The organism is Streptomyces sp. NPDC027663 (assembly GCF_055566415.1).
Map to the genome: position 1 here is coordinate 22,966 of NZ_JBVHSK010000020.1, position 24,403 is coordinate 47,368.

Genomic DNA, 24,403 nt, shown 5'->3' on the forward strand with positions numbered 1-24,403 from the left:
GCCTCGAAGGCAGGAGCAGCAACGATGCAGTACGTGAAGCTCGGTTCGACGGGCCTGGACGTCTCGCGGATCTGTCTGGGCTGCATGACCTACGGACTGCCGGACCGCGGCACGCACGAGTGGACGCTCGACGAGGAGGCGTCCCGCCCGCTGATCCGGCAGGCTCTGGAAGCAGGCATCAACTTCTTCGACACCGCGAACGTCTACTCCGACGGCACCAGCGAGGAGATCGTCGGCAAGGCCCTGCGCGACTTCGCCGGCCGTGACGAGATCGTGCTGGCCACCAAGGTGAACGGCCGGATGCGCCCGGGCCCCAACGGAGCCGGCCTGTCCCGCAAGGCCATCATGACCGAGATCGACCACAGCCTGCGCCGCCTCGGCACCGACTACGTCGACCTCTACCAGATCCACCGCTACGACCACGCCACCCCGGTCGAGGAGACCATGGAGGCACTGCACGACCTGGTCAAGGCGGGCAAGGTCCGCTACATCGGGGCCAGTTCGATGTACGCGTGGGAGTTCTCCAAGGCGCAGTACACCGCCGAACGGCACGGCTGGACCAAGTTCGTGTCCATGCAGAACCACTACAACCTGCTCTACCGCGAGGAGGAGCGGGAGATGCTGCCCCTGTGTGCCGACCAGGGCGTCGGCGTGCTGCCGTGGAGCCCGCTCGCCCGAGGCCGGCTCACCCGCGACTGGGGCACGGTCACCGAGCGCAGCGCCAACGACGACTTCGGCAGCAAGCTGTACCTGGAGAGCGACCGCGCGATCGTGGAGGCCGTGACCCGGATCGCCGGCGACCGGGGCGTGCCACGCGCCCAGGTGGCCCTCGCCTGGCTGCTGCACCGGAACACGGTGGCGGCCCCCGTCGTCGGGGCGGCCAGGCCGCACCACATCGAGGACGCGGTGGCCGCCGTCGGACTGGAACTGAGCGACAAGGAGATCGAGGAGCTGGAGCAGCCCTACACCGCGCGGGCCGTCAGCGGCCACTGACGGCTGGGCGGGGCCCGTGCGGCGCTGCCTGCCTGCCGCACGGGCCGGCTGCAATGGGGAAGAAATTGCTGCCCTTGACGGAATGTCAATAAGTGCGTGTCCGCGGCGAATCCCGGGAAACGGGAGATCTCTTGTTAGGGCGTGTTCGGTTGTGCAAAAGTGTGCGCTGTCGGCGCGCAGGCAAATACATTCTCTCTGTATGCGCCAGGCCGCTCCCGTACACCCCCCACGCTTCAAAAGAGCCGCCTCAGGTGGACGTTCGAGCTGCCTCATGACCTCGCCATATCATTTGGTATGGACTAATTGTTTCGCAGAGCGTCTGGAGGAATGCAGCTGTGCACGAGGCAGGCCTGTCGGACGAGCAGTTGAGCGCCGAACTGAAGAAGTGGACGGGAACGTCACCCGCATTGCATCCTGTCGGTGAACTCCTCGACCGGCACTGGGCGGCGGCTTTCGCGTACGCCCGGCTGTGCACCGACGGACCACGCGCCGCCGGCATGCTCACCACCGCCGCGTTCACCCGGCTCTTCGGCGCTTCCCTCCGGCAGTCCGGGCCGACCGCCGCCTGGCGGCCCCACATCCTGGTCACGGTCCGCCGGATCGCGGCCGAGTGGGACACCGACAGCCGCCAGGAACTCCTCCACCCCGCCCTGCGGTCGGGCGACGGCACCGGGGAACGTGCCTCAGCCCGGCTGCTCCCGCCCCCCGGCCGGCGGCTGTTGTCCCGCGCGTTCCAGCGGGTGCCCGAGATCTCCCGCGCCGTGCTGTGGCACGCCGAGGCCGAGGCCGAGCCCCTGGCCGTGCCCGCCGCCCTGCTCGGTCTGGACGAGGAGGACGCCGGCGTCGAACTGCGCCGGGCCCGCGAACGGCTCCGCGAGGAATGCCTCCAGGTGCACCGCGAACTGGCTCCCGAGGAAGAGTGCCAGCGCTATCTGCGCATGCTCGACGTGACCTACCGGCGCGGCGGCACCGACATCGACCCGGACCTGCGGGCGCACCTGGCCCGCTGCCCCCACTGCAGCAGCACCGCCGGCCAACTCGCCCGGTTCAACGACGGCCTGGGCCTCGCACTGGCCGAGGCGGTGCTCGGCTGGGGCGCCCACGGCTATGTGGAGTCCCGGGCCACCCGCGCCGAGGAGCCAGCTGCCCCGGCGCCGTCCGCCGCCGCCGTCGCGCCGGTGGGCGGGGACGCCGGCATACCCGGGGACGGGCACACCGGCGCACCGGCTGCCGGGTATGCCCACGAACCTCAGGGCGGCGAAGCCTTCATGCCCACCACGCCGGGCAGGGCGGCCCACCGCGGCCGACCGGCCGACAGCGGCGCACCGGCCGGCCGTGCTGCATCGGCCGGCCGTGCTGCATCGGCCGGCCGTGGCGCACGGGCCGGCCGCGGCGCGTCAGCCGGCCGTCTTGTGCCGGGTGCTCGCCGTCGAGCGGGGAGGTCCGCCGCTCCCGGCGAGACCGGCACCTCCGCCGTGGCCGGTACCTCCGCCGTGGCCGGCACCGAGGGCGCCGGGGCCGCCCAGTCCCGCCGCTCCCTCCACCGCGCCGCCCGGCGGGCCCGGCGCCGCAACCTCTCCCTGGCCGTCCTCACCGTCAGCGGCCTGGTCGTACTGCCCCTGGTGCTCTGGTCGGTGTACGGCTCCGATGACTCCTCGGCTCCCGGTGCCGCCGGCAAGCCCGCCCGGACCCCGGGCGAGCCCACCCCCTCCCCGAGCATGTCCTGGGCCGCGGCGAACGGCCGCGGGCAGGGCGCCCTGCGCGGCAGGCTGCACAACCTCGCCTCCGGTCAGTGCGTCGACGTCGTCGGCAGGAAGGCCGTCGAGGGCGCCGAGACGGAACTCGCCGACTGCTCCGCGAGCCCCAGCCAGCAGTGGGGGTACGAGACCGACGGACTGCTGCGCAGCTCCGCCGCGCCGGACCTGTGCCTGGACTCCCGCCTCGGCTACTCGGTCCGCCTCGCCCCCTGCGCGGCCACCGGCGACGCCGCCCGCGGCATCCGCTACGACTTCACCCTCCAGGGCGCCCTGGTGCCCCGCTGGAACCAGGAGCTGGCACTCACCCCGGCCGCCACCGACGGCTCCGGCGCCCTCGTGCTCAAGACCCGTGCCGCGGGCAGCGCCCAGCGCTGGACGGTCGACACCGCCCACCCGGATCTGCGGATGGAGAACGTCAACTGGGACAGCGACCGCACCCCGGTGCCGACCCGCACCGCGCCGCCCAGCACCACCGCGCCGGCCACCCCCACGCCGTCCGCCACCGGGAAGGCCCGTCCCACGCCGACCGCGACGACACCCGGCCCGACGTCCTCAGCCACCGCCACCGTCGACCCGTGCTCGGCGTACCCGCAGTACTGCGACCGGGGCGGCGGCGACGGAGGATACGGAGGCGGCGGACACCACCACCGCTGAGCCCGGTACGCAGCGAAGAAGGACCGTCCGCTGCATCACGGGCCGACGAGACGGCCGGGGCAACGGTCGTCCGCTCAGGCGCCGTCGGTGACGGGTCGTGGGTCGGCGGGGGGTGGGCGTCGGGTCGGGCGCGGTCGGTGCGGCGGCAGGCGGGAACCCGTCGGCCGGGGTCACGGGTCGTGGGTCGGCCGGGGGTGGGCGTCGGGTCGGGCGCGGTCGGGGCGGCGGCAGGCGGGAACCCGTCCGCGGGTCACTGGTGATGCGGCGGTAGGGGAGGGATCGTCGCCAGGTCGGGGGCCGGTTCCGGCCACACCAGCAGTACCGGGCAGGGCGCGTGGTCGACGGCGAAGCGGACCGCCGGGCCGAGGCTCTTCGGCCCGAGCCGGGACCGGTCCCCGTCCCGGGCCAGCACCAGCAGGCCGGCCCCTTCGGCGGCCGCCACCACCTCTCGTTCCACCCGGCCCGACCGCTCCTCGCGCATGCAGGGCCGGCCCAGCCGCCCGGCCGCCGCGTCGAGGAGCGCGGCCGCCGACGTATCGCCGAGCGCCTCCAGCCGGTCCCCCGGATCGCTGCCCCAGCCCTCGGCCGCGCGGTGCCCCCGCGGGTGGCCGCGCCCGAGCAGTCCGGCGAAGGCTCCGTGCGCCACCCCGGGCACGTCGGGTCCGCTCACATGCAGCAGCACCAACTCGGAGTCCTCCGGCGCATGGGCGCGCACGGCGTCCACACAGGCGGGCCAGGTGCCCTCGACGAGCCAGGCGATCACACGCATCCGGTCGGCCTCCTCCACTGCGTCCGCACCCCTCAGAGAACCTGGAGCGACCCCCACAGTGCCACCACCGCGACGGCGAGGGAGGACGGCACGGCGATCAGGCCGAGCCGCGTGAACTCGCCGAGGTTCACGCCGTGCTCGTGCTGGTGCACGATCCGCCGCCACAGCAGCGTGGCCAGCGACCCGGCATAGGTGAGGTTCGGGCCGACGTTCACACCGAGCAGTACGGCGAGGACCGCACCCGGCCCGGCGGGCGCGGCCAGCGGGAGCAGGACCAGCACCGCGGGCAGGTTGTTGATGACGTTCGCCAGGACGGCGGCCAGCGCGGCGATCCCGAGCAGCGCGGTCAGCCCGGTGCCGTCCGGCATCACCTGCCCGAGCACGTCCGCGAGCCCGTTGTCGACCACCGCCCGCACCACGATGCCCAGCGCCAGGACGAACGCGAGGAAGGCCGGGGCCGCCGCCCGTACGACCGTCAGCGCGGTCGCCTGCCGGCGTGCGAGCGCCCGCCCGGCCAGCGCCAGGGCGCCTGCGGCCGCCACCCAGGCGGGCTCCACGCCGACTGCCGATGCCACCACGAACCCGGCGAGCGTGCAGCCCACGGTCACCAGCGCGAACAGCGGCAGCTCCGGTGCCCCGCCGGTGTCCCGGCCCGCCGGGGCCGCCGCCGCGAGGTCCCGGGCGAAGAACCGCCGGAACACCAGGTACTCGGCGCCGATCGCCGCCAGCCAGGGCAGCGCCATCAACGCCGCGAACCGGGTGAAGCTCAGCCCGCTCGCCGCGAACGCCAGCAGGTTCGTCAGGTTGGACACCGGCAGCAGCAGCGAGGCGGTGTTGGACAGGTGGGTGCAGGCGTAGACATGCGGTTTGGGCCGTACGCCCGTGCGTGCGGCCGTGGCGAAGACCACCGGGGTGAGCAGCACGATCGTCGCGTCCAGACTGAGCACGGCGGTGATGGCCGAGGCCAGCGCGAACACCGCCGTCAGCAGCCGCACCGGACGCCCCGCCGCCCACCGCGCCATCCAAGCCCCGCAGGCCCGGAACAGCCCCTCCACGTCACAGAAATGAGCGAGCACCAGTACCGCCGCCAGGAACCCCACGACCGGCCCGAGCCGTTCCGCCTCGGCACGAGCGTGGTCGAGGGGGATCGCGCCGGTGGCGACGACGAGCCCGGCGGCGGGCACGGCCATGGCCGCCTCCGGCCATCCGAAGGGGCGTACGACGGCCCAGGCCAGCACGGCGGCCAGCAAGGCGGCGGACATGGCCTCGGCGAGCGGGCTGTTCAGGGCGGGTCCTTCCGGGATCGGTCACGGTGCGCCCGCCCATGAAAACAGACGACCTCGAACGGGTTACGACGACGGGCTGCCCGCCGCGCCCAGGAACTCCGCCCATCCGCCCGTGGGGGACTGGCCCGGCGAGAGCGTGCGCAGCTTGCGCAGCACCGCCGGGTCCTGTGCCTCCAGCCAGGCCACCAGCTGCTTGAAGGACACGAACCGCACGTCCTCGTGCGCGGCCATCTCCCCGATCGCCTCCTCGACGGCGTCCATGTAGATGCCGCCGTTCCAGCGCTCGAAGTGGTTGCCGATGAACAGGGGCGCGCGGTTGGTCTCGTACGCCCGCCGGAAACCGGCCAGGTAGGTGTCGCGGGCCTGTGCGCGCCAGGTGCCGTACTGGGCGCGGTCGCCGAGCGGGTTGCCGCCGGACTGGTTGAACATCATGTTGTAGTCCATCGAGAGCACCTGGAAGGAGTGCCCGGAGAACGGTATGGACTGCAGCGGGAAGTCCCACAGTCTGCCGCCCTGCACCTTGCCCGGCCAGATCTGCAGACCGCCCGGTGAGCTGGCGTCGTACTTCCAGCCGAGCGCGGCGGCGGTGGGCAGCAGGCTGGCCTGGCCCTCCAGGCACGGGGCGCGCCCGCCGATCAGCTCCTTGCGGTAGTCGAAGGGGAGCGGCTCGAGGTCGGTGAAGCCGGTGTTGGTCTTCCACTTGGTGACGAAGTCCACCGCCTGCTCGATCTCGCTGCGCCATTCGGCCGGGGACCAGTTGCGAACGCCGCCCGCGCCGCAGAAGTGCCCGTTGAAGTGGGTGCCGATCTCATGACCCTCCAGCCAGGCCGCCCGAACCTGCTGGAGGGTTGCGTGGATGTGCCGGTCGGCGAGGTAGCCGATCGCGGAGGCGCCGACCGGGTGCTGCGGCGGACGGTACAGGTGCTTCTTGGACTCGGGCAGCGTGTAGATGCCGCTGAGGAAGAACGTCATCCCGGCGCCGTGGTCGGCTGCCACCTTGCGGAACCGGGAGAACAGCTTGTTGCTCACCTCGCCCGCGCCGTCCCAGGAGAACACCACGAACTGCGGGGGCCGCCGGCCCGGTTGCAGCCGGGCCGGCTTCGGCTGGTGCGGCTGGGCGCCGGTGTCGGCGGTGGAGCCGTCGCCGATGGGCTTCACCGGGCGGGCCTGTGTGGTGTCCTTGCCGTCCGCCGGTGCGGAGCCGCCGACCGAGAGGCCGGTGCCCGACGAGCAGGCGGCCAGTGCCCCGAGGGCGCCCGCCGTCGCCCCCGCCGTCAGTACCCGCCTGCGTGTGATCCCGCTCATCGTGTCCCCGGTTTCCTGGTCGTGGCCCTCGTGGGGCCTGTTCTCGGTGCGGTCGACCGGGTTCGATGGCGGGGGGCGGCGTAAAGATCGGGGCAGGTGGCGCCTGTTGCCGTTCCGTGACAGTTGTGGCGCCGTCATGACGAACCCCGCTGCCTCGGGGGTGACAGCGGGGTTCGTGCGCAGAGGGCCGGGTCAGGGAGCGGTGCCGGGACCGAGCACCGTCAGACGGACCGTCGAGGAGTTCCCGGAGACGGGCACCTCCCCACCGGACCAGGCCGCCTTCAGCGGGTCGTGCTCGTCCGGCGGGGTGACCAGCAGCGCGGCCGGCGTGGCCGTCTTCGCCCCGCTGATCCCCGGGTTGGAGAAGGTCAGCCCGGACCAGGCGCTCTGCCCGGGCTTGAGCGTGACGGTGACCGGGGAACCGGGCTCACGCTCGGGGTCGGGGCCGAGCTGGGAACCGGATGCGTCGACGAAGGCCGCGCCGGGATAGCCGTGCAGGGTGCAGGTCCGGGCGGACTTGTTGGTGAGCACCACCGGGAAGTTCTCCTGGCCGGCGCCCGGGTCGTTGCGGCCCACGGAGGCGCGCAGTTGCGAGGTGCGGCAGCGGGAACTCGCCGCGGCCGTGCTGGTCGCGCTCGTCGCTCCGCCCGAGGACACGGTCGCCTGCGGCGTGGACGACGAGGCGGCGCCGGCGGGGGAGGAGGCCCTGGCGGACGCCGGGCTCTTCGAACCCTCCTGCGCGGGCCCGGCCGTGCCGGAGACCGTGGCCGGGGGGTTGCTCCGCCCGTCGGGGCTGTTGCCGCAGGCGGTCAGGAGGCCCAGCACGGCGACCGTGCCCACGAGCAGGGCCCCGTGCCGCGCGGACCGGGGGGTGTACACCATGTCGTTCACCACTCCAGGTTCATTCCGGCAGGCGTCGGACGCATGCCGTCGGCGCCGGATGCGCCGTTCTCACACTCCGATGCACGGGTCGCCGGAAAAGTTCGGGACGCACCGGCGTCTTCTCCCCGTTCTCTTCCCCGGCTCGACTGCCGGCAGGCGTCTCAGGTCACCCGCAGGGAGCGGAGAATCCTGTCGGTCGCGTCACCGTCACCCCGCTGGCGCACCTGCACGTACACCTGCGGCTGTGCCGGGCCGCCCGCCGGGACCAGCGCCGACTCGGTGACCGAACCGCCGTCCGGGCAGTCGTCCCAGGCCCGGACCAGCCCGCGCAGGTCCGCGTCGGTGAACGTCCGGGAGCCGGAGTAGTGGCAGCCGGAGTGCGCGAGCCCCTTCACCTTCGCGGTGACGTCACCGTGCGCGCTGACCCCGACGAACACCCCGTCCACGGCGGCCTTCAGATCGGGCCACCGGGACAGGTCGTCGGCCACCACCAGCCCCGGCTCATGACCGGACCTCAGCCGGAGCGCGTGCGGGTCCCAGCCGGAGGCGCGCAGTTCGCGGCCCCAGCCCGCGGGCACCCGGAGGGTCACCCGCCCGGTGGCGTCGGTGACCCGCGTCTCGTCGTCCGCGCTGCCGCCGTGGTGCAGCACCGAGGTCACCGTGACCGCGGCGGCGGTGGCGGCGAGGAGCGCGGCCACCACGAGGGTCACGGCGTTGAGCCGGCCGCGGACGCCGTCCAGCCGTCGCGCCGTCCGCGCCGAGGGACCCGCCGCCAGCCGGTCCAGCTCCCGCGCGAACGCCGCCGCGCTCGGCCAGCGACGCTCCCGGTCCGGCTCCAGCGCGCGCAGCACCGCTCGCGCCACGTCCTCGTCCAGCTCCGGCCGCAGCCGCCCGGGCGGTACGACCTTCCCCGGCGGCCCCGGCACGGTCCCGGTGAGCAGTTCGTAGCCGACGGCGCCCAGGCTGTAGACGTCGGCCCGCTCGTCGATGCCCTCGCCCGGCTCGGCCTGCTCCGGCGGCTGGTAGCCCGCCGAGCCCGCGGCGAGGGTGAGCACCGAGGCCTGCGCGAGGCTCTTGGCGAGGCCCAGGTCGGCCAGCAGCAACCGCCGGGTACCGTCCGGGGCGGTGTGCAGCAGCACGTTGGTCGGCTTGATGTCGCGGTGCACGACGCCCGCCTCGTGCAGCGCCGCCGCACCGCGCGCGGCCTCGGCCGTCAGCGCCAGCGCGTCCCGCACCGGCAGCGGACCGCCGGCCAGCAGATCGGCGAGGGTGCCGCCGTCGGCGTACTCCATCACGAAGTAGGGTCTGCCGTCAGGGAGTTCCCCGATGTCGTAGACCTGCACCAGCCGGCCGGAACCGGCCCGGCGCAGCAGCCGTGCCTCGGACAGGAAGCGCTCCCTGATGTCGAGCCGGTGCGCCCAGTTCTCGGCGAGCACCTTCACCGCCACCGGGGCTTGCAGCTCCGGGTCGTGGGCCAGCCACACCGTGGCGAAGGCGCCGCTGCCCAGCGGCCGTTCCAGGCGGTGGCGGCCGATCCGCTCCAGGGGGTGCATACGACTATCATGCCTGCCCTGATATCGACTCCGAGGGGGACCCTTCCGTGCAGGACCACGCGCTGACGGAGGACCTCGCCCGGCGTGCCGCCGCGGGCGACGGCGCGGCCCTGGACCGGCTGCTGTCCGAGCTCCGGCCCGAGGTCGTGCGCCGGTGCGGGCGCTTCCTGCCGTGCCGGGAGGACGCCGAGGAGGCCGCCCAGGACGTGCTGTTCCAGGTGGCCAGGCACATCGCCGCGTTCGAGGGGCGCAGCCGCTTCGGCACCTGGCTGTACACCGTGGTCGCCAACTGCTGCCGGCAGAAGTACCGCGAGCTGAAGCGGCGGGCCGCCGAGCAGCCCGCCGCCATCGAGCCCGCGTACGCCGTCGACCCGCGCACCACCAGCGTCATCGCCGGCTCCCGGGTGGACCTGCTGGAGGCCCTGGACCGTCTGGAACGGGAGCATCCGCACCTGGTCGCGCCGCTGGTCTACCGGGACATCTGCCAGCTGGAGTACGCGGAGATCGCCGAGCGCCTCGGCATCCCGCTCGGCACCCTCAAGTCACGGCTGCACGAGGCCCGCAAGCAGGTACGCCCCTGGCTGACGGCCTCCTGAACGAACACGCACCCATCGACGGACGGCCCGCCCCGGTTTCCTCGGCCCGGCTCGGTCCCTCGGCCTGGTCGATCTTGTGGCCTCGTCGACCCCGTAGGCCGGTCGGCCGTGCCCTCAGCCCCGTCGGCGGCAGGGCCCGTGGGCCGTCCCGTCGGAGGCGGGGGCCGTCGGCCGTTCCTCCCGCGGCGGGGCCCGTCGGTCGCCTCCGGCGGTGGGCCCCTCGGTCGCCCCCCGCAGGTCCTACAGGTCCTCCTCGTACAGTGGCAGCTCCGCCCAGATCGTCTTGCCCTCCGGGATGTGCCGGCTGCCCCACCGCTGGGTGAGCTGGGCGACCAGCAGCAGGCCCCGGCCGCCCTCGTCGAAGGTCTTGGCCCGGCGCAGGTGCGGGGCCGTGTGGCTGGTGTCGGAGACCTCGCAGATCAGCGTGGACGCGTCATGGATCAGCCGGAGCCGGATCGGGTGCGAGCCGTACCGGATGGCGTTGGTGACCAGCTCGCTGACCACCAGCTCCGCCGTGAACGAAGCCTCGCTCATCCCCCAGGTGGCCAGCTGCTCCACGACCTGTTTGCGGACCGGCGCGACCAGTGCCGGATCGGCCGGAATGTCCCACGTCGCCACCGCCGAGGCCGGCAGCCCCTGGGTGCGGGCGAGCAGCAGCGCCACGTCGTCGGCGGCGCTGCCGGCCGGCAGCAGCGCGTGCAGGATGCGGTCACAGGTCTCGTCCAGGGGGTCCGAGTCCCGCCCGAGAGCCTCGAACAGCAGCTCACGGCCGGCGTCCCCGTCCCCGTCCCGGGACAGCATCAGACCGTCCGTGTACAGGGCGAGGACGGTGCCTTCGGGCAGTTCGACCTCGGCCGACTCGAACGGCAGCCCGCCCATGCCCAGCGGCGGGCCGGCGGGCAGGTCCAGCAGCTCCGGCCCGCCGTCCGGCCGTAGCAGCACGGGCGGCGGATGCCCGGCGCGGGCCACGCAGCAGCGCCGCGACACCGGGTCGTAGACGGCGTACAGGCAGGTCGCGCCGACCTCGCCGGGGCTGCCCTCGCCGCCGGACTCCTCCGACAGCCGGATCACCAGGTCGTTCAGGTGGGTCAGCAGCTCGTCCGGGGCCAGGTCGATGTCGGCGAGGGTGCGTACGGCCGTGCGCAGCCGGCCCATGGTGGCCGAGGCCTGGATGCCGTGCCCGACGACGTCCCCGACGACCATCGCGACCCGCAGTCCGGACAGCGGGATCACATCGAACCAGTCCCCGCCCACCCCGGCCCGCGCGGCCGGCAGATACCGGGAGGACGCCTCCAGCGCGGCCGTGCGCGGCAACCGGCGCGGCAGCAGGCTGCGCTGGAGCGCGAGGGCGGTCTCCCGCTCGCGCGAGTAGCGGCGGGCGTTGTCGATGCAGACGGCGGCCCGCGTGGTGATCTCCTCGGCCAGCAGCCTGTCGTCGGCGGTGAACCCGTCCGGGCGCCGGTGCCGGGTGAAGACCGCCACGCCCAGGGTGAGACCGCGGGCCTGGACCGGCACGGACATCGAGGAGTGGATGCCGAAGGTGCGCACCCGTTCGCCGCGCACGGTGTTCCAGGTCAGCCACGGGTCCAGGTCGCCCGCGGCCACCGAGGCGATGATCGCGTGCCCCGCGGTGAGCGAGTCGGCCTGCGGGGAGCCGGCCGGGTACACCTCGGTCTGCCCGGGCTTCATGACCGCCTCCGGCACCCCGCCGAGGACCGACTCGTGGGCGGCCCGGCGCAGGGTGACCGGCGCCGTGATGCGGGCCGGGGGCTCACCGCCGTAGTCCTCGGGGTCCAGCAGGTCCACCGTGACGAAGTCGGCGAGCGCGGGGACGCACATCTCCGCCAGTTCCTGCGCCGTCCGCAGGACGTCGAGCGTGGTCCCGATGCGCACGCTCGCCTCGTTCACGAGCTGCAGCCGCTGGCGGGCCCGGTGGCTGTCGGTGACGTCGTGCGCGGCCAGGCACACGCCCCGCACCCGGCCCTGCGCGTCCCTGACGGGTGCCATCCGGGCGAGCCAGGCGTGGGCCCGGTCCTCGCCGCCGGTGCGCATGAAGGTCTGCAGGTCCAGCGGCCGGCCCGAGGTCAGCACCTGGAGCATGTGCTGCTCCAGCTCGTCGCTCTGCGGCTCGGCACCGATCTCCGAGGGCCGCAGCCCTCGTACCCGCTCCTCGGACAGGCCGACGACGGAGGCCATCGCGTCGTTCATCCGGCGCAGCCGCAGCGCGTGGTCGTACACGGCGACCGCGCAGGGTGACTGGATCAGGGCCGCCTCGTCGAGCGGATCGTCCCCGACGGGCGGTTCGGCGCCGGTGAGCGGGGTGACCACGGTCCAGCCGCCCGGGTGTCCGTCGCACGGCGGGCGGCGGTGGGCGAGCAGCCACACGGAGACGGTACGGCCGTCCCGGTGGCGCAGTCCGACCGTTCCCGCCCAGCGGGCGCCCCTCGGCGCGGCGAGGGTGCCGGGGCCGGCCAGCAGCTCGGTGGCAGGGCGGCCCAGGACGGCGTCGGCCGGGTGGCCGAGCAGGCGCCGCGCGCCTTCGTTCCACTCGACCAGTGTTCCGTCGTCGTCGATGACAGCCCGGGCCGTCGCCGCGTCGTCGAACGGATAGACCCGGCTCATCGTCGCCGCTCCAAGCGCACACTCACAGTGAACAGGTGATTTCACGCGTGTTCCAGAGTAGTGCTTCGCGGACTCCCGCGGACGCCGCCCGCCGCAGCCGGCCGACCGGCCGAACACGGCCGACTGTGTGGTCGGAGGGGAGAACCGGCCGATGACCGGCCGACCGCAGCCGCACGGTGACGGACCTGTAACGATCGCGTGTGGCAGGACGTCAGGATCGACGGGCCACGATCACTTGCGAGCACGTCCGGTCCCGATGAGGGCCCTGACGAGGGGAGTCGCCCGTGACGGTCACGCGCAGATCCGTTCCGGCCGCAGCCGCAGCCGCAGCCGCAGCCGCAGCCGCAGCCGCAGCCGCAGCCGCAGCCGCAGCCGTCGCTGTAGCTGTAGCCGCGGCCGCACGCGCGGCGGGAGCGCTCATGGACATCTCTGCGACGTCGGCCGTCCGCGCCGATCACCCGGTGACGGAGGCGGACCAGCAGCACCGGGTTCGCGCCGGGTGTCCGGCCCGCCGAGCGGACCTCCGAGCGGGGCACGCCCAGCCGGGCGGCCGGTTCGGGCTCTCGCCGGTACCAGGGGCAACGCCTCCCCACCTGTGCGTATTTACGCACGAGTACCCTCGCGGTACCGTGAGGGGCATGCCAGCTCTCAACGTGGAGTTCAGCGAGCGGGAACTCGAGGACCTGCGGCAGATCGCCAAGGAACGCGGTACGTCGATGAAGGCCCTCGTCCGCGAGGCCGCCGCGGCCGACATCGCCCGGCACCGGGCCCTGCAGGAGGGCGCGGAAGCCTTCCGGAACTTCTTCGCCGCCCATGCCGAGGAGTTCGCCACGGCCTTCCCCGACGACGAGCCCCCCGCCAAGGGCGAGGCCGCCTGAGCGATGCCCTCCGTCCTTCACATCGACGTCCCCTGGCTGCTCCAGCGGCACGAGGAAGTGTTGCCCGACCAGCCGGCCGTGGACGACTTCTCGGCGCTGGTCGCCGCCGTCGCCCGGCACCGGGTGGACCCGCCCCGGTTCGGCGTGGACTCCGACGCCGCCTGGCGCGCCGCCGCGCTGCTGCACACCCTCGCCGTGCTCAAGCCGCTGCCCGCGGCCAACGCCCGGTTCGCCTGTGCGACGGCCGTGGCCTACATGTTCGTCAGCGGCGTCGGCATCGACCCGCCCTACGGCGCCCTCGTCGACCTCACCCGCGACCTGATCTCCGGCAAGACCGACGTGTACGGCGCCGCCGACCGGCTCCGTTCCTGGCAGATCTGACGCGGCGTCGGCCGGCCGGCCCCGCTCCGGGCGGGTGCCCCCGGGCCGGCGGGGGAAGCCGCCGGGGCCGCCGGCCGAGGGCGGAGGGAACGGGGCCGGCGGCCGGTCTCGCGCGGGAGTGCCGCCGTCCCGCGCGGGGCCTTCCGAGAAGGGCCGGCTCACAGTCCACCACCGGGCCGCACGCTCCGGGAGCGTGCGCGTCCGGCGGCTGCGGGCGCACGCTTCACACGGGGCGCACGAAGAAACAGTTGTGGCTTCCCAACTGCCGTGTCATGCAACCCAGTTCTGACTTTCTTTCAAAGTGGCTGATGTCTTGCGCGCGCCTTGTTGCTCGTGTGGAAGTTGTGCAAGGGTTTGAAACGCGGTGCATTTCCGCTCCCTCCGCGCGTGAACGCGAGAGACACGCACCAACGCACCACGCACCAAAGGAACCCGCTCAGTGCCCACCCCCCACCCTCCTCGGCCTCCCTATCCGCCGCCCGGCGGCGATCCCGGAGAATCCGACGAGTCGCTCGCCGGCCCGCTGCGCGCCGGCTCCGACGCGGAGGCCTCCCGGTCCGCCGCCCTGCTGATGGCCCGGCACTGGGAGCCGGCCCAGGAGTACGCGGTCATCTGCCTGGCCGCGCCCGGTCCGCTCGCCCACATGGTCACCGCCACCGCCTTCCACCAGGTCCTCGGACGGCTGGCGCTCGGCGAACCGGCCGAGGCGCTGCGCCCGCGCCTGCTGGTGGCCGTGCGGGACACGGTCGTCAACTGGTCCGGCACCGACCGGATCACCGCCGTACTGCCGGGCCTCGGGAAACCCGGCGGGGGCCGCGGAATGCGCACCGCGCAGAACCTCGTACCGGAGAACCGCTCGCTCTCCGACCGCTCGTTCCACGGCCTTCCGCGGCTGGAACAGGCCCTGCTGTGGCACACCGAGGTCGAGGCCGAGCCGATAGGCGTCCCCGCCGGGCTGCTCGGTCTGGACATCGAGAACGCGGCGGCCGCACTCCAACAGGCCCGGGACAAATTCCGGGAGGGTCTGGCGCGGGCCCACCGGGAACTCGCGCCCGGCAAGGAATGCCGTTACTACAACCGCCTGCTGGACGTCCCGATCCGCCGGGGCGGCACGCTGCTGCCGGACGTCCAGGAGCACGTGTCGGGCTGTTCCTATTGCCGGCACGCCGCTGAACAACTGGGACACGCCGACGCCGCCCTGGGCGTGCTGCTCGCCGAGTCCGTACTCGGCTGGGGCGCCCGCCGCTACCTCGAATCCCGCCCCGGCCGCCGCTCCGGCCCGGCCCGCACCCGTGGCGGCTCCCGTCGTTCCGGCGGGCGCCGGCGCGGCGGCGGCAGACCCGGGCTCTTCGGCCGGAGCGCGGCGCCCGCCGGACGCCGCCGCGCCGACGAGGCCCGGGACGAGCGGCAGGATCGGTTCCCCTTCGGGGCGTCCGTGCGCCGGGCACCGGGTACCGGCTGGTCGTCCAGCACGCTGCTGACCGGCGTCGGTGTGGCATCGGCCGGGCTGCTCGCCACGGTCCTCGCGGTCAGCGCATGGCCGGACGGCGGCGACGGCACCGGCCCGGTCGCCTCCACCAGCGCGGTCCCCGGCTCCGACGGCCGGTCCCCGTCCGCCACCACTCCCGGCTCCGCGGGCCTGCCCGCAGCCGGCCGGCCCGTCCGGCTGCGCAACGCCGCCGGTGACCTGTGCCTGGACGTCAAGGGCACGCCCGAGGCCGGCGCCGCCGCCGTCCTCGCCGTCTGCTCCACCACGGTCACGCAGCAGTGGAGCCTCGACGCCGACGGGCTGCTGCGCAGCGCGGCCGGCCCCGGGCTGTGCCTGGACTCGCACGCCGACGCCGGCGTGGTCATCCTCGGGACGTGCGCGGCCGCCGGCTCCGAGCGGGGCGACGACGTGCGCTACGACCTCACCACGCGGGGCGAGTTGCTGCCCCACTGGGACCGTACGCTCGCCCTGGCCGGTGCCGATGCCGGCGACCAGGCCGGCGCCGACCTCGTGGTCAAGGTCCGGGACGGCTCCGCCGGCCGGCGCTGGAGCACCGACACGCCCACGGCCGACACGCCCACGGCGAGTCCCGGCTCGCTGTCCATCGCCGGCACGCAGGACCCGCCGGCCCGTCCGGCGCCCCTGATGGAGGGGCGAGCCTAGGGACCGGAGGGGCGCGCCCGGGGACCGGCGGGCGGGGCCCCCAGAGGCCAGCGGGCGGGGCGCAGTCAGAGGCCGGCGTGCGGGGCGCAGCCAGGGGCCGTGCGGGGCGCAGCCAGGAGTCGGCGGGCGGCGCGCCCGGGGACCGGAGGGGCGCGCCCAGGGACCGGAGGAGTGCGCCCAGGGACCGGAGGAGTGCGCCCAGGGACCGGAGGAGTGCGCCCAGGGGTCGGAGGGGCGCGCCCAGGGGTCGGGGGGGGCGCCCCAGGGACCGGCGTGGAGGCGCGGTCAGAGGCTGTGCGGGGTGTAAGCCAGTGGCCTGGCGGGCGCAGCCGGCGGCGGACGGGCGGGTCAGGCCGGGGTCTCGACCAGGTCCGCCGGTGTGACCGTGCCGGGGCCGGTGTGCCCGGCCAGGGCGAGCGTCAGGTCCAGTTCGGCCAGCACGCACCGGATGACGTGCTCCACGCCCGCCTGCCCGTCCAGGCCGAGTCCGTAGACGTACGGCCGGCCCAGCAGGACCGCCCGCGCGCCGAGGGCGAGGGCCTTGAACACGTCGTCGCCGGTGCGCACCCCGCTGTCGAAGAGCACCGTCAGCCGGTCGCCGACCGCGTCCACGACCCCGGGCAGCGCGTCGGCCGCCGCGACCGCGCCGGCCACCTGCCGTCCGCCGTGGTTGGAGACCACCACGCCGTCCATCCCGGCGTCCGCGGCGAGTCGGGCGTCGTCCGGGTGCAGCACGCCCTTCAGGACGATCGGCCCGTCCCAGTGCTCGCGCAGGAAGGCCAGGTCCGGCCAGGTGTGACCGGGATCCCCGAACAGGCCGAGGAAGTGCAGCACCGCCGCGTTCGGGTCCTCGTGCACCGGCCTGGCGAGGCCGGCCCGGAACGCCGGGTCGGTGAAGTAGTTGGCCGTGCCCACGCCGTGCAGGAACGGCAGATACGCCTGGTCCAGGTCGCGGGGCCGCCAGCCCAGTATCGGCGTGTCCAGCGTGACGAACAGCGCCGTGTACCCGGCCTCCCTGGCCCGGGCGAGGAAACTCCGGGTCACGTCGCGGTCCTTGCCCCAGTAGAGCTGGAACCATCGCTCGGCGTCGCCCATCGCCTCCGCCACCTGCTCCATCGGCGTGCTGGACGCCGACGACAGGATGTACGGCACGCCCTGCCCCGCGGCGGCCCGGGCGGCGGCGGTCTCGGCGTCCGGATGCATGATCGACAGTACGCCGACGGGCGCCAGGGCGAGCGGGGCCGGCACGGTCCGCCCGAGCACCTCGGTCGTGAGGTCCCGCTCGTGCACGTCCCGCAGCATGCGCGGCACGATACGGCGCCGGGCGAAGGCCGCCCGGTTGGCGCGGGCGGTGCTGCCGTCGCCCGCGCTGCCCGCCACATAACCCGTGGGGCCCGGGCCGAGCCGGTGTCCGGCCAGCTCCTCGAGCCGGGTCAGGTCGGTCGGCAGCCGGGGCACGGCACCCGTCGTCCCGTTCAGATAGATCTCGTACTGGAAGTCCGCCCAGTGCTGCGCCATCCGCCCCTCCCGGCAGTCGTCGGCCGTGTGCCCGCCCGACGATACCGATCGGTATGTCGGGCGCGGGAGCAGGGGGAATCGCGATCACCCGCGTCCGCCGTACGTCAACCCGCGTCCGCCGCGCGCCGATCGGCGTCGTCTGTGTGTCAACCGGCGTCGGTGCCGGTGGCGGGCTGGTGGTGGCGCCGGTGCAGTCACCGTTCGGCGGCGTGTCATGCTCCAGGCCGACAGCGGGAGAGGTGCGCGGCGGGAGGGGCCCGCACCGGCCAACGCATCCGCTCCACGTGATCACTTAGTGAACACAAGGAGTCATGAAGGGACTTACCGGGGGCGGACTCGGAATGTTTCAGGACGATTAACGAACAGCTGATTTTCAGCCATCTGACCGCTTCCAAGTCGGTGGAACCGCTCTGTTCCAGGGTCACGGCGTTCGACTTCCGTGACTTCACGCCACTGATTCAACACGAAAGGTTACTGAAACCCATGGGTTCGATGTGAGTTTCGCCGGTGGACTCGGCAGAGTGGCGCTCGCCGCTCCGGCGCCCGACCGGACCGGAGTCGGCGATCTGTCTGTTCGAGCGGAAGGATGCACACAATGCGGAACACCGCGCGCTGGGCAGCGGCCATCGGCCTCACGGCCGCCGCCGTTTGCGGACCCCTCCTCGGGGCCGCCGTCGCTGCACCGGGCGCCGCCCCGTCGTCCCTGTACGCGCCCTCGGCCTTGGTGCTCACCACCGGCCACGGCAACGACGCGGCCACGGCAACCCCGGAGCGCGCCGTCACCCTGACCTGCGCCCCCACTGCCACCGGCACCCACCCGGCCGCGGCCCAGGCCTGCGCCGAGCTGCGCGGCGTGGGCGGCGACTTCGACGCCCTGAAGCCCGCGGGCGACGTCATGTGCACCAAGGTGTACGACCCCGTCGTCGTCACCGTGCAGGGTGTCTGGCAGGGCAAGCGCGTCTCCTACGAGCGCACCTTCGGCAACGCGTGCATGAGGGACGCCGTCGGCGGCACCCTGTTCGCGTTCTAAGGACCGGGATCGCACGGATCCCCGTGCACGCCGGATCAGGCCCGCAACTGGGGAGTGCGGCCCCCTGGGGCGGGGAACCTGCGATCTCGAACCGGGGCAGGCGGGCGGAGTGGGGCCGCCCGCCGGCCTCGGGCACAGAGCCGCTCCCCGGACAGGTCCGTGGGGGGCCTTCCGGGGAGCGGCGAAAAACAACAGGTTTAGACCGGGGGTTCAGCCCCGGTGCCGGTGACTCGTGTCGCACCAGGGGTAGCGGCGACTGCGCCGGCAGATACACAGAGCGACACGGAACCGGTCCGAGAACACCGTGGTTCCGTCCTCGAGTTCGATCTCCACGGGCCCTTCCACCAGGAGGGGCCCGCGCCGTTGCACGGTGATCCGGCGGGCCCGGCCGGCCGGGTCGTGGCGCGCGGAGTCGGCAGGTTCGCTCGGCTCGGGGACCGCGGGATCGTTCCACGGGCAGTCGGCAGGACCGTTCCGCGGGCAGTCGGCAGGGTCGTTCGGCTGGGAGCCGGCAAACTCGTTCGCCTGGGAGTCGGCAGGGTCGTTCGTCCGGGAGTCGGCAGAGCCGTTCGGCCGGGAGTCGGCAGGAGCGTTTCGCGGGGACTTCGCAGGATCGTTCCGCGTGGAGTCAGCAGGGTCGTTCGGCACGGATGACCACCAGCTCTTCCCTGTTCTCGGCCGGGGCCAGCAGCCCGCGCCGGCGCAGCCAGTCCTCCCGGGAGCGCAGCACCGGGCCGAAGGCGATCCAGCGGCGCCGGACCACCGCGGCCTTCAGTCCCGCCTCCCGCAGCAGTTCCAGGGTGCGCTCGGGGTCGCTCAGTGCGGAGTGCACGATCAGCAGCACTCCCGCGGGGCGCAACAGCGCCGGCGCGTCGCGGCAGATGCGGTCCAGCAGCAGCCGCCCGTCGAGCCCCGCGTCCCAGGCCAGGGACCGGCCGCGCGGTCCGCGCCGGGCGTCGGGCGCCGGCACGTAGGGCGGGTTGGCCACGATGATGTCGTACGTCCGGCCCCGGGCGGGTGCGAAGAGGTTGCCGCGCAGGATGCGCACGGGCAGCCGGGCCAGCCAGGCGTTGAGCCGGGCCGTCCACACGGCGCGCCGGGACACGTCCACCGCGGTCACATCGGTGCCGCGCCGGGCCGCCTCGAGGGCGAGCGCGCCGCTTCCGGTACCGACGTCCAGCACACGGGTGCCCGGCCGCAGGGCCTCCTCGCGGAGGACCTCGGCCAGCAGCTGCGTGTCGTCCTGCGGGGCGTACACGCCCGGAAGCAACCAAGCGATCACGCCGCGCGGGTACCCCGGGGCTCAGGATGTATGTGACATCTGGTGTTCCAGCGGGGCCCGCAGGGACGACCGTTCCGCGCGCCAGTGGGTGAGCAGCCGCCGGGCCAGCCGGTCTTCCAGGTACTCGGTCGCGTCGATCCCGAAGGCGACGTCCGCCGCCAGTTCCGGCTCCTCGTCGAGCAGTCCGCCGATCACCTCGTGCCGGACGACCTGCTCGTGCACCGCGTCCGCCTCCACGTGCTCGTCGTAGAAGAACTCGGCGGCCGGACCGGCCCCGGTGCGGCGCATCGCCTCGGCGAGCCGGCGGGATCCGGGCGAGGAGGTGATCTCCACGTCGGCGAAGTGGCCCACCAGCGCGCCCCGCAGCCGGCGGTGCAGGCCGAGCAGGGACATCAGGTTGACCACGGCCAGCATCTCGGCGGGGGCCGCGTCCAGGTAGCGGCCGTACGCGGTGTCCAGGCCGAGGTCCGTCATCAGGTCGGCGAACAGGCGTGCGTGCACCCGGTCCGCCCGGCCGCCGCCGAACTCGTCGTACTCCACCGCCGCCATCGCCGCCTTGGCCCGGCCCCACAGTCGCGGTAGTACCCAGGCGTGCGGGTCGGCCTCCTTCAGGTGGTACAGGGAGCGTTGGGCGGCGTACTCGCGCAGGTGCCACAACTCGCCCTCCGCGCACAGGAAGTGGGTGACTCCCGAGCCCTCGGCGGGCTCGACCAGGAGGGCGGCGAGCGCGTCGTCCAGGCTGTCGTGCCGCGGGCTGTCGGCGCGCAGTGCGCACAGGAAGCGCTGCTCCAGGGCGGCCCGGACGCGCAGCACCTCCGGGTCCCACTCGGTCTCCGGCGGGACGCCGGCGAAGCCGCGGTAGTGCAGCTCGTAGCAGAGGTACAGGGCGAGCTGGACGTCGTCGCCGTAGGGGTCCGCCGCCTCGGCGTCGGCCGGGCGGGGGAGCGGGCCCGTGCCGCGCAGGTACGCGGTGACCGCGGCGGAGAGGGGGCCGCGGGGCGGGGGGAGCTGGGGTCCTCGCGCGTGGTGGTTCATGCAGCGCGGGTACCCGGCCGGCAGCGAAGCACCAGGGGGTGTCGTCCGGATCCAGCCCGGGCCCGCGACGCCCGGCACGGCACCTGGCCGGGTTGTCGGATCACCCGAGTCCGGTACGCGGGAGGTCCTCCGTCTCGCGATGCACCGCACCGGACGCCGCGGCCTGCTCCGACCTGATCCGAACGACTGCCGAACGACACCCCCCTGGTGATCGGCTGCACGCCGGAGTGGTCATCGGACCTCTCCGGCGCCGAACGCGGCCGGCACCGGGCGCACTGCACGAGCCGGGCCGGGGCCGTCGGCCGGTACGGAGTGGCCCGGGTGCCGGCGGAGCAGTCCCCGCCCGCGGTGTGCCGTCCTCACTCGCCGTCGGCCTGTTCCTGCGCTCCGGTGTTCGGGGTGATCGCATCTCCGGCCTCGCCCGGGGCGGTCTTGTGCTTGTCGTCCCGTTTCTCGGCTTCCTCGACCTCCCGGAGCACCTCCTCCACAGCCGTCTGCGGCCGCTCCTCGCGGTCGTGGTCGTTCCCGCCGGGCATGGCGTCTCCCTCCGTCGTCGCGGTGATCTCCGGTGCGAGTTACCCGACGGCGCCGTCCCAAGCGTCGCCGTCTCAAGCGTCGCCCGGGCAGGGTGAGGGGGCGTCTCCTCGTGGGGGGGGGCGGCCGGTTACATTCCTTGACCGGCATATAACTTGCGAGGCATAGTGGGGCAATGTCCGACGCCTCGCTCTGGACCGCCCTCGCCGACCCGCACCGGCGGGCCATCGTCGCGCTCCTGCTGGAGCGTCCCCGGCCCGTCGGGGAGATCGCCGAGGCCTGCGGGCTGAGCCAGCCGAGCACCTCCAAGCACCTCAAGGTGCTGCGGGAGGCGGGCCTCGTCCGGGTCAGCCAGGACGCACAGCGCCGCGTCCACGCCCTCGACCCGGCGCCGATCGCCGCGCTCGATGCTTGGCTGGAGCCCTACCGCAGGCTGTGGAACAGCAGCCTGGACGCCCTCGGCCGCCGCCTCGACGAGACGTCGGACGACACCTGAACCCTCCCGTCGCGAAGGAGCCGGCACCATGTCCGTCGACCTCACCGGCAGCTATCTGACCCTCGCCGACGGCCGCCCCGCCGTCCGCTTCAGCCGCACCTACGACCACCCCGTCGACCGGGTATGGCGTTTCGTCACCGACCCCGACGAACTCGCCGCCTGGTTCCCCTCCCGTGCCGAGATGGACCTGCGCCCCGGCGGCGCCATCCGCTTCACCGGCGACCCGAACATGCCCGAGTCCACCGGCCGTGTCCTCGCCGTCGACCCGCCCCGGCACCTCTCCTTCGCCTGGGGCGACGACGAACTCCACTTCGACCTGGAGGCCGTCGGCGCGGGACGCACACGGTTCACGCTCACCGACGTCCTCGCGGCCGCCGACACCGCCGCCCGCAACGGCGCCGGCTGGGAGGTGTGCCTCGCCGCCCTCGACGCCGCGGCGCGCGGCGAGCGCTCCGACGGCCCGCACGCCGGGGCGAGCGCGCCCTGGAAGGAGTTCTACGACGGCTACATCGGCGCCGGCGTGCCCTCGGGCGCTCCCGTGCCGGGTCTGGACTGAGCCGGCGTTCGCTCGGATCGGTCGGCGTGCCCTCGGGCCTCCCGTGCCGGCCACGCGCTCGCTCCCCTGCCGGGTCTGGACTGAGCCGGCGTTCGCTCGGGTCGGTCGGCGTGTTTTCGAACCTCCGGTGCCGGTCACGCGCACGGGGCGGTCGGCGCCGGTGGCTCCATCGGGCGACCCGGCTCCCGTGCGACACCAGCCCCGGGGCGCTCCGCCGTGCGCGGTGTTTCAGTGTGTGGCGCCCTGGATACACCGCGAGAGTTCGGCCCCGGAGTCCGCGAGCCCGTGCACACCGTCGCAGTGAGGTCGCCACCATGTCCCACTCCCCGTCCCCCGCAGGACCCTCGGACCGCACCGGGCCGGTCGCGACCTCCCTCCCCGAGGCGGCCCCCGCCGACCGGCCCGCCGGGAGACGCCCGGGCCGGGGCGGCACCGCCCTGGTGACCGGAGCTTCCTCCGGTATCGGCGCCGCAGTGGCCCGCCGGCTCGCCGCCGAGGACGGCTGGCGACTCGCGCTGAACGGACGCGACGTCACCCGTCTGGAGCAGGTGGCCGCCCAGGCCGGTGCCGTGGCCCTTCCGCTGGACCTGACCCGGCCCGGCGCCGAGCGCAGGCTGGCCGGCCTCGCCCTGGACCACCTCGGACGGCTGGACCTGCTGGTGGCGGACGCCGGCGTGGGCTGGGCCGGAGATTTCACCCGCATGCCGCACGCCCGCATCGACGAGGTCGTCGGCGTCGACGTGCTGGCCACCGTGCACCTGGTGCGCACCGTGCTGCCTCACATGGTCGAGGCCGGAACGGGACGCATCGTGCTCATCGGCTCCCTCGCCGGCAGCGTGGCCGTGCGCGGGGAGGCCGTCTACTCCGCGGCCAAGGCAGCCGTGGCCACCTTCGCCGACGCGCTGCGCTACGAACTGCGCTCCTCCGGCGTGGGAGTCAGCCATGTGATCCCCGGTGTGGTCGCGACCCCCTTCTTCGAACGGCGCGGCACCCCGTACACCCGCTGCTGGCCGCGGCCGGTGGCGCCCGAACGCGTGGCGGAGGCCGTCTGGTCCGCCGTCCTGCACGACAGGGACGAGGTGTACGTCCCCGGCTGGCTGCGCCTGCCCGCCCGGGTGCGCGGCGCCGCCCCCGGGCTCTACCGGCGGCTCGCCGCCCGCTACGGGTGAGCCGCCGTGGTCACCGTCACGGTGCTGCTCGCCCTGCTCGCGGCCCTGTCCAACGCGTCCGCCTCGGTGCTCCAGCGTCGGGCCGCCGTGCAGGAGCCGGGCGAGGGCACCGGGGCGGGGCCCGCCCTGCGCCGGTTCGCGCATCTGCTGCGGCGCCCGTACTGGCTGGCGGGGGCCGGGCTGCTGGCGTTGTCCAGCGTGCTCCAGGCCGGGGCGCTGGCCGTGGGCAGCCTGTCCCTCGTCCAGCCGCTGCTCGCCGCCGAACTCCTCTTCACGCTGGCCGTGGGCAGTGTCGTCTTCCGGCGTCGGCCGGACCGCCGGACCTGGCTGGCGTTCCTCGCGCTCGCCTTCGGTCTGGCGCTGTTCCTCCTGGCAGCCGCGCCATCACCCGGCCGGCCGTCCGCACCACCGAGGGCCTGGCTGCTGGGCGGTGGCGGAGCGCTCGGTGCCGTCGTCCTGCTGGTGGCCGCCTCCCGCCCGGTGAAGGGCGCGCCCAGGGCGGCCCTGCTCGGCCTCGCCTCGGCGGTGTCCTTCGCCGCCACCGCGGCACTGCTCAAGGAGGCCGTGGGGTGGCTCTCGGACGGTCCCGGGGCGATGTTCGCGCACTGGTCGCTGTACGCCACCGGCGGCGCCGGGCTCATCGCGTTCCTGCTGCTGCAGGGCGCGTTCGCGGCCGGTTCGCTGACGGCCTCGCAGCCCACCCTCACCCTCGGTGACGCGCTCACCAGCGTCGTACTCGGCTGGGTCCTGTTCGCCGAGACGATCCACCTCGGGCTGCGTCTGATACCCGAGGCGATCGGCGCCGCCCTGATCGGCGGGGGCAGCATCGGCCTGGCCCACGCCCAGGCCGTCGCCGGGGAGTGGGACACGTCCGCGCCGGAGCACCCGCCGCGTCAGGACGGTGAGCGGCTGCACGAGCCCCGCAGGCCCTGACCCGCTGCGCCGAGGAGGGAGG

At 74.2% G+C, this 24,403-nt stretch carries 22 protein-coding genes; 11 read left to right on the forward strand and 11 right to left on the reverse strand.

Going from position 1 to position 24,403, the window contains the following annotated elements:
• Window positions 1-24 precede the first annotated feature (24 nt).
• On the forward strand, window positions 25-993 hold the full coding sequence (locus tag ACZ4SF_RS34255; protein ID WP_468392306.1) for an aldo/keto reductase: 969 nt from the start codon (window positions 25-27) through the stop codon (window positions 991-993).
• A gap of 497 nt (window positions 994-1,490) precedes the next feature.
• A complete protein-coding gene (locus ACZ4SF_RS34260) occupies window positions 1,491-3,404 on the forward strand; it encodes an RICIN domain-containing protein (protein WP_468392399.1) in 1,914 nt (637 codons plus the stop codon).
• A gap of 250 nt (window positions 3,405-3,654) precedes the next feature.
• Here ACZ4SF_RS34260 and ACZ4SF_RS34265 read toward each other — a convergent pair whose 3' ends face one another.
• The 5 genes from ACZ4SF_RS34265 to ACZ4SF_RS34285 all read right to left on the reverse strand — a co-directional run bounded on the left by ACZ4SF_RS34265 (window position 3,655) and on the right by ACZ4SF_RS34285 (window position 9,199).
• Window positions 3,655-4,173, reverse strand: a complete 519-nt coding sequence (locus ACZ4SF_RS34265; RefSeq protein ID WP_468392307.1) for a universal stress protein — start codon at window positions 4,171-4,173, stop codon at window positions 3,655-3,657.
• A gap of 32 nt (window positions 4,174-4,205) precedes the next feature.
• Complete coding sequence (locus ACZ4SF_RS34270; protein WP_468392308.1) at window positions 4,206-5,435, reverse strand: SLC13 family permease; 1,230 nt, start codon at window positions 5,433-5,435, stop codon at window positions 4,206-4,208.
• A gap of 87 nt (window positions 5,436-5,522) precedes the next feature.
• A complete protein-coding gene (locus ACZ4SF_RS34275; RefSeq protein WP_468392309.1) occupies window positions 5,523-6,764 on the reverse strand; it encodes a polysaccharide deacetylase family protein in 1,242 nt (413 codons plus the stop codon).
• Window positions 6,765-6,956: 192 nt separating this feature from the next.
• Window positions 6,957-7,646, reverse strand: a complete 690-nt coding sequence (locus ACZ4SF_RS34280) for a DUF4232 domain-containing protein (RefSeq protein WP_468392401.1) — start codon at window positions 7,644-7,646, stop codon at window positions 6,957-6,959.
• A gap of 161 nt (window positions 7,647-7,807) precedes the next feature.
• Complete coding sequence (locus ACZ4SF_RS34285) at window positions 7,808-9,199, reverse strand: serine/threonine-protein kinase (protein WP_468392311.1); 1,392 nt, start codon at window positions 9,197-9,199, stop codon at window positions 7,808-7,810.
• A gap of 47 nt (window positions 9,200-9,246) precedes the next feature.
• Here ACZ4SF_RS34285 and ACZ4SF_RS34290 point away from each other — a divergent pair, with 47 nt between their 5' ends.
• Window positions 9,247-9,795 (forward strand): RNA polymerase sigma factor, encoded by a 549-nt coding sequence (locus tag ACZ4SF_RS34290; RefSeq protein WP_468392313.1) that lies wholly within the window; start codon window positions 9,247-9,249, stop codon window positions 9,793-9,795.
• Between the two features lie 240 nt (window positions 9,796-10,035).
• Here ACZ4SF_RS34290 and ACZ4SF_RS34295 read toward each other — a convergent pair whose 3' ends face one another.
• Window positions 10,036-12,417 carry a SpoIIE family protein phosphatase gene (locus ACZ4SF_RS34295; protein ID WP_468392315.1) on the reverse strand — a complete coding sequence of 794 codons (2,382 nt, stop codon included), beginning with the start codon at window positions 12,415-12,417 and terminating at the stop codon, window positions 10,036-10,038.
• 638 nt (window positions 12,418-13,055) lie between these two features.
• Here ACZ4SF_RS34295 and ACZ4SF_RS34300 point away from each other — a divergent pair.
• The 3 genes from ACZ4SF_RS34300 (at window position 13,056) to ACZ4SF_RS34310 (ending at window position 15,828) form a co-directional block, all read left to right on the forward strand.
• Window positions 13,056-13,295 (forward strand): hypothetical protein, encoded by a 240-nt coding sequence (locus tag ACZ4SF_RS34300; RefSeq protein WP_468392317.1) that lies wholly within the window; start codon window positions 13,056-13,058, stop codon window positions 13,293-13,295.
• A gap of 3 nt (window positions 13,296-13,298) precedes the next feature.
• On the forward strand, window positions 13,299-13,676 hold the full coding sequence (locus tag ACZ4SF_RS34305; protein WP_468392319.1) for a toxin Doc: 378 nt from the start codon (window positions 13,299-13,301) through the stop codon (window positions 13,674-13,676).
• A 439-nt stretch (window positions 13,677-14,115) separates the two neighbouring features.
• Window positions 14,116-15,828 (forward strand): RICIN domain-containing protein, encoded by a 1,713-nt coding sequence (locus tag ACZ4SF_RS34310; RefSeq protein WP_468392321.1) that lies wholly within the window; start codon window positions 14,116-14,118, stop codon window positions 15,826-15,828.
• A 348-nt stretch (window positions 15,829-16,176) separates the two neighbouring features.
• Here ACZ4SF_RS34310 and ACZ4SF_RS34315 read toward each other — a convergent pair whose 3' ends face one another.
• Entirely contained in the window at window positions 16,177-17,346 is a 1,170-nt protein-coding gene (locus ACZ4SF_RS34315) for a lactate 2-monooxygenase (protein WP_468392322.1), read from the reverse strand.
• A gap of 595 nt (window positions 17,347-17,941) precedes the next feature.
• Here ACZ4SF_RS34315 and ACZ4SF_RS34320 point away from each other — a divergent pair.
• Entirely contained in the window at window positions 17,942-18,376 is a 435-nt protein-coding gene (locus ACZ4SF_RS34320; RefSeq protein WP_468392324.1) for a protease inhibitor, read from the forward strand.
• A 210-nt stretch (window positions 18,377-18,586) separates the two neighbouring features.
• Here ACZ4SF_RS34320 and ACZ4SF_RS34325 read toward each other — a convergent pair whose 3' ends face one another.
• The 4 genes from ACZ4SF_RS34325 to ACZ4SF_RS34340 all read right to left on the reverse strand — a co-directional run bounded on the left by ACZ4SF_RS34325 (window position 18,587) and on the right by ACZ4SF_RS34340 (window position 21,229).
• Window positions 18,587-18,751 carry a CDGSH iron-sulfur domain-containing protein gene (locus ACZ4SF_RS34325; RefSeq protein ID WP_468392403.1) on the reverse strand — a complete coding sequence of 55 codons (165 nt, stop codon included), beginning with the start codon at window positions 18,749-18,751 and terminating at the stop codon, window positions 18,587-18,589.
• Between the two features lie 253 nt (window positions 18,752-19,004).
• Entirely contained in the window at window positions 19,005-19,634 is a 630-nt protein-coding gene (locus ACZ4SF_RS34330; RefSeq protein ID WP_468392405.1) for a HemK2/MTQ2 family protein methyltransferase, read from the reverse strand.
• 45 nt (window positions 19,635-19,679) lie between these two features.
• Window positions 19,680-20,693 (reverse strand): iron-containing redox enzyme family protein, encoded by a 1,014-nt coding sequence (locus ACZ4SF_RS34335; protein WP_468392326.1) that lies wholly within the window; start codon window positions 20,691-20,693, stop codon window positions 19,680-19,682.
• A 359-nt stretch (window positions 20,694-21,052) separates the two neighbouring features.
• Entirely contained in the window at window positions 21,053-21,229 is a 177-nt protein-coding gene (locus ACZ4SF_RS34340) for a hypothetical protein (protein WP_468392328.1), read from the reverse strand.
• 173 nt (window positions 21,230-21,402) lie between these two features.
• Here ACZ4SF_RS34340 and ACZ4SF_RS34345 point away from each other — a divergent pair, with 173 nt between their 5' ends.
• The 4 genes from ACZ4SF_RS34345 (at window position 21,403) to ACZ4SF_RS34360 (ending at window position 24,381) form a co-directional block, all read left to right on the forward strand.
• Window positions 21,403-21,723 carry an ArsR/SmtB family transcription factor gene (locus ACZ4SF_RS34345; RefSeq protein ID WP_468392330.1) on the forward strand — a complete coding sequence of 107 codons (321 nt, stop codon included), beginning with the start codon at window positions 21,403-21,405 and terminating at the stop codon, window positions 21,721-21,723.
• Window positions 21,724-21,751: 28 nt separating this feature from the next.
• On the forward strand, window positions 21,752-22,279 hold the full coding sequence (locus tag ACZ4SF_RS34350; protein ID WP_468392332.1) for an SRPBCC family protein: 528 nt from the start codon (window positions 21,752-21,754) through the stop codon (window positions 22,277-22,279).
• Window positions 22,280-22,593: 314 nt separating this feature from the next.
• Window positions 22,594-23,448, forward strand: coding sequence for an SDR family NAD(P)-dependent oxidoreductase (locus tag ACZ4SF_RS34355; protein ID WP_468392334.1), 855 nt, complete (start codon window positions 22,594-22,596; stop codon window positions 23,446-23,448).
• Window positions 23,449-23,454: 6 nt separating this feature from the next.
• Window positions 23,455-24,381, forward strand: a complete 927-nt coding sequence (locus ACZ4SF_RS34360) for a DMT family transporter (protein WP_468392336.1) — start codon at window positions 23,455-23,457, stop codon at window positions 24,379-24,381.
• Window positions 24,382-24,403: the final 22 nt, after the last annotated feature.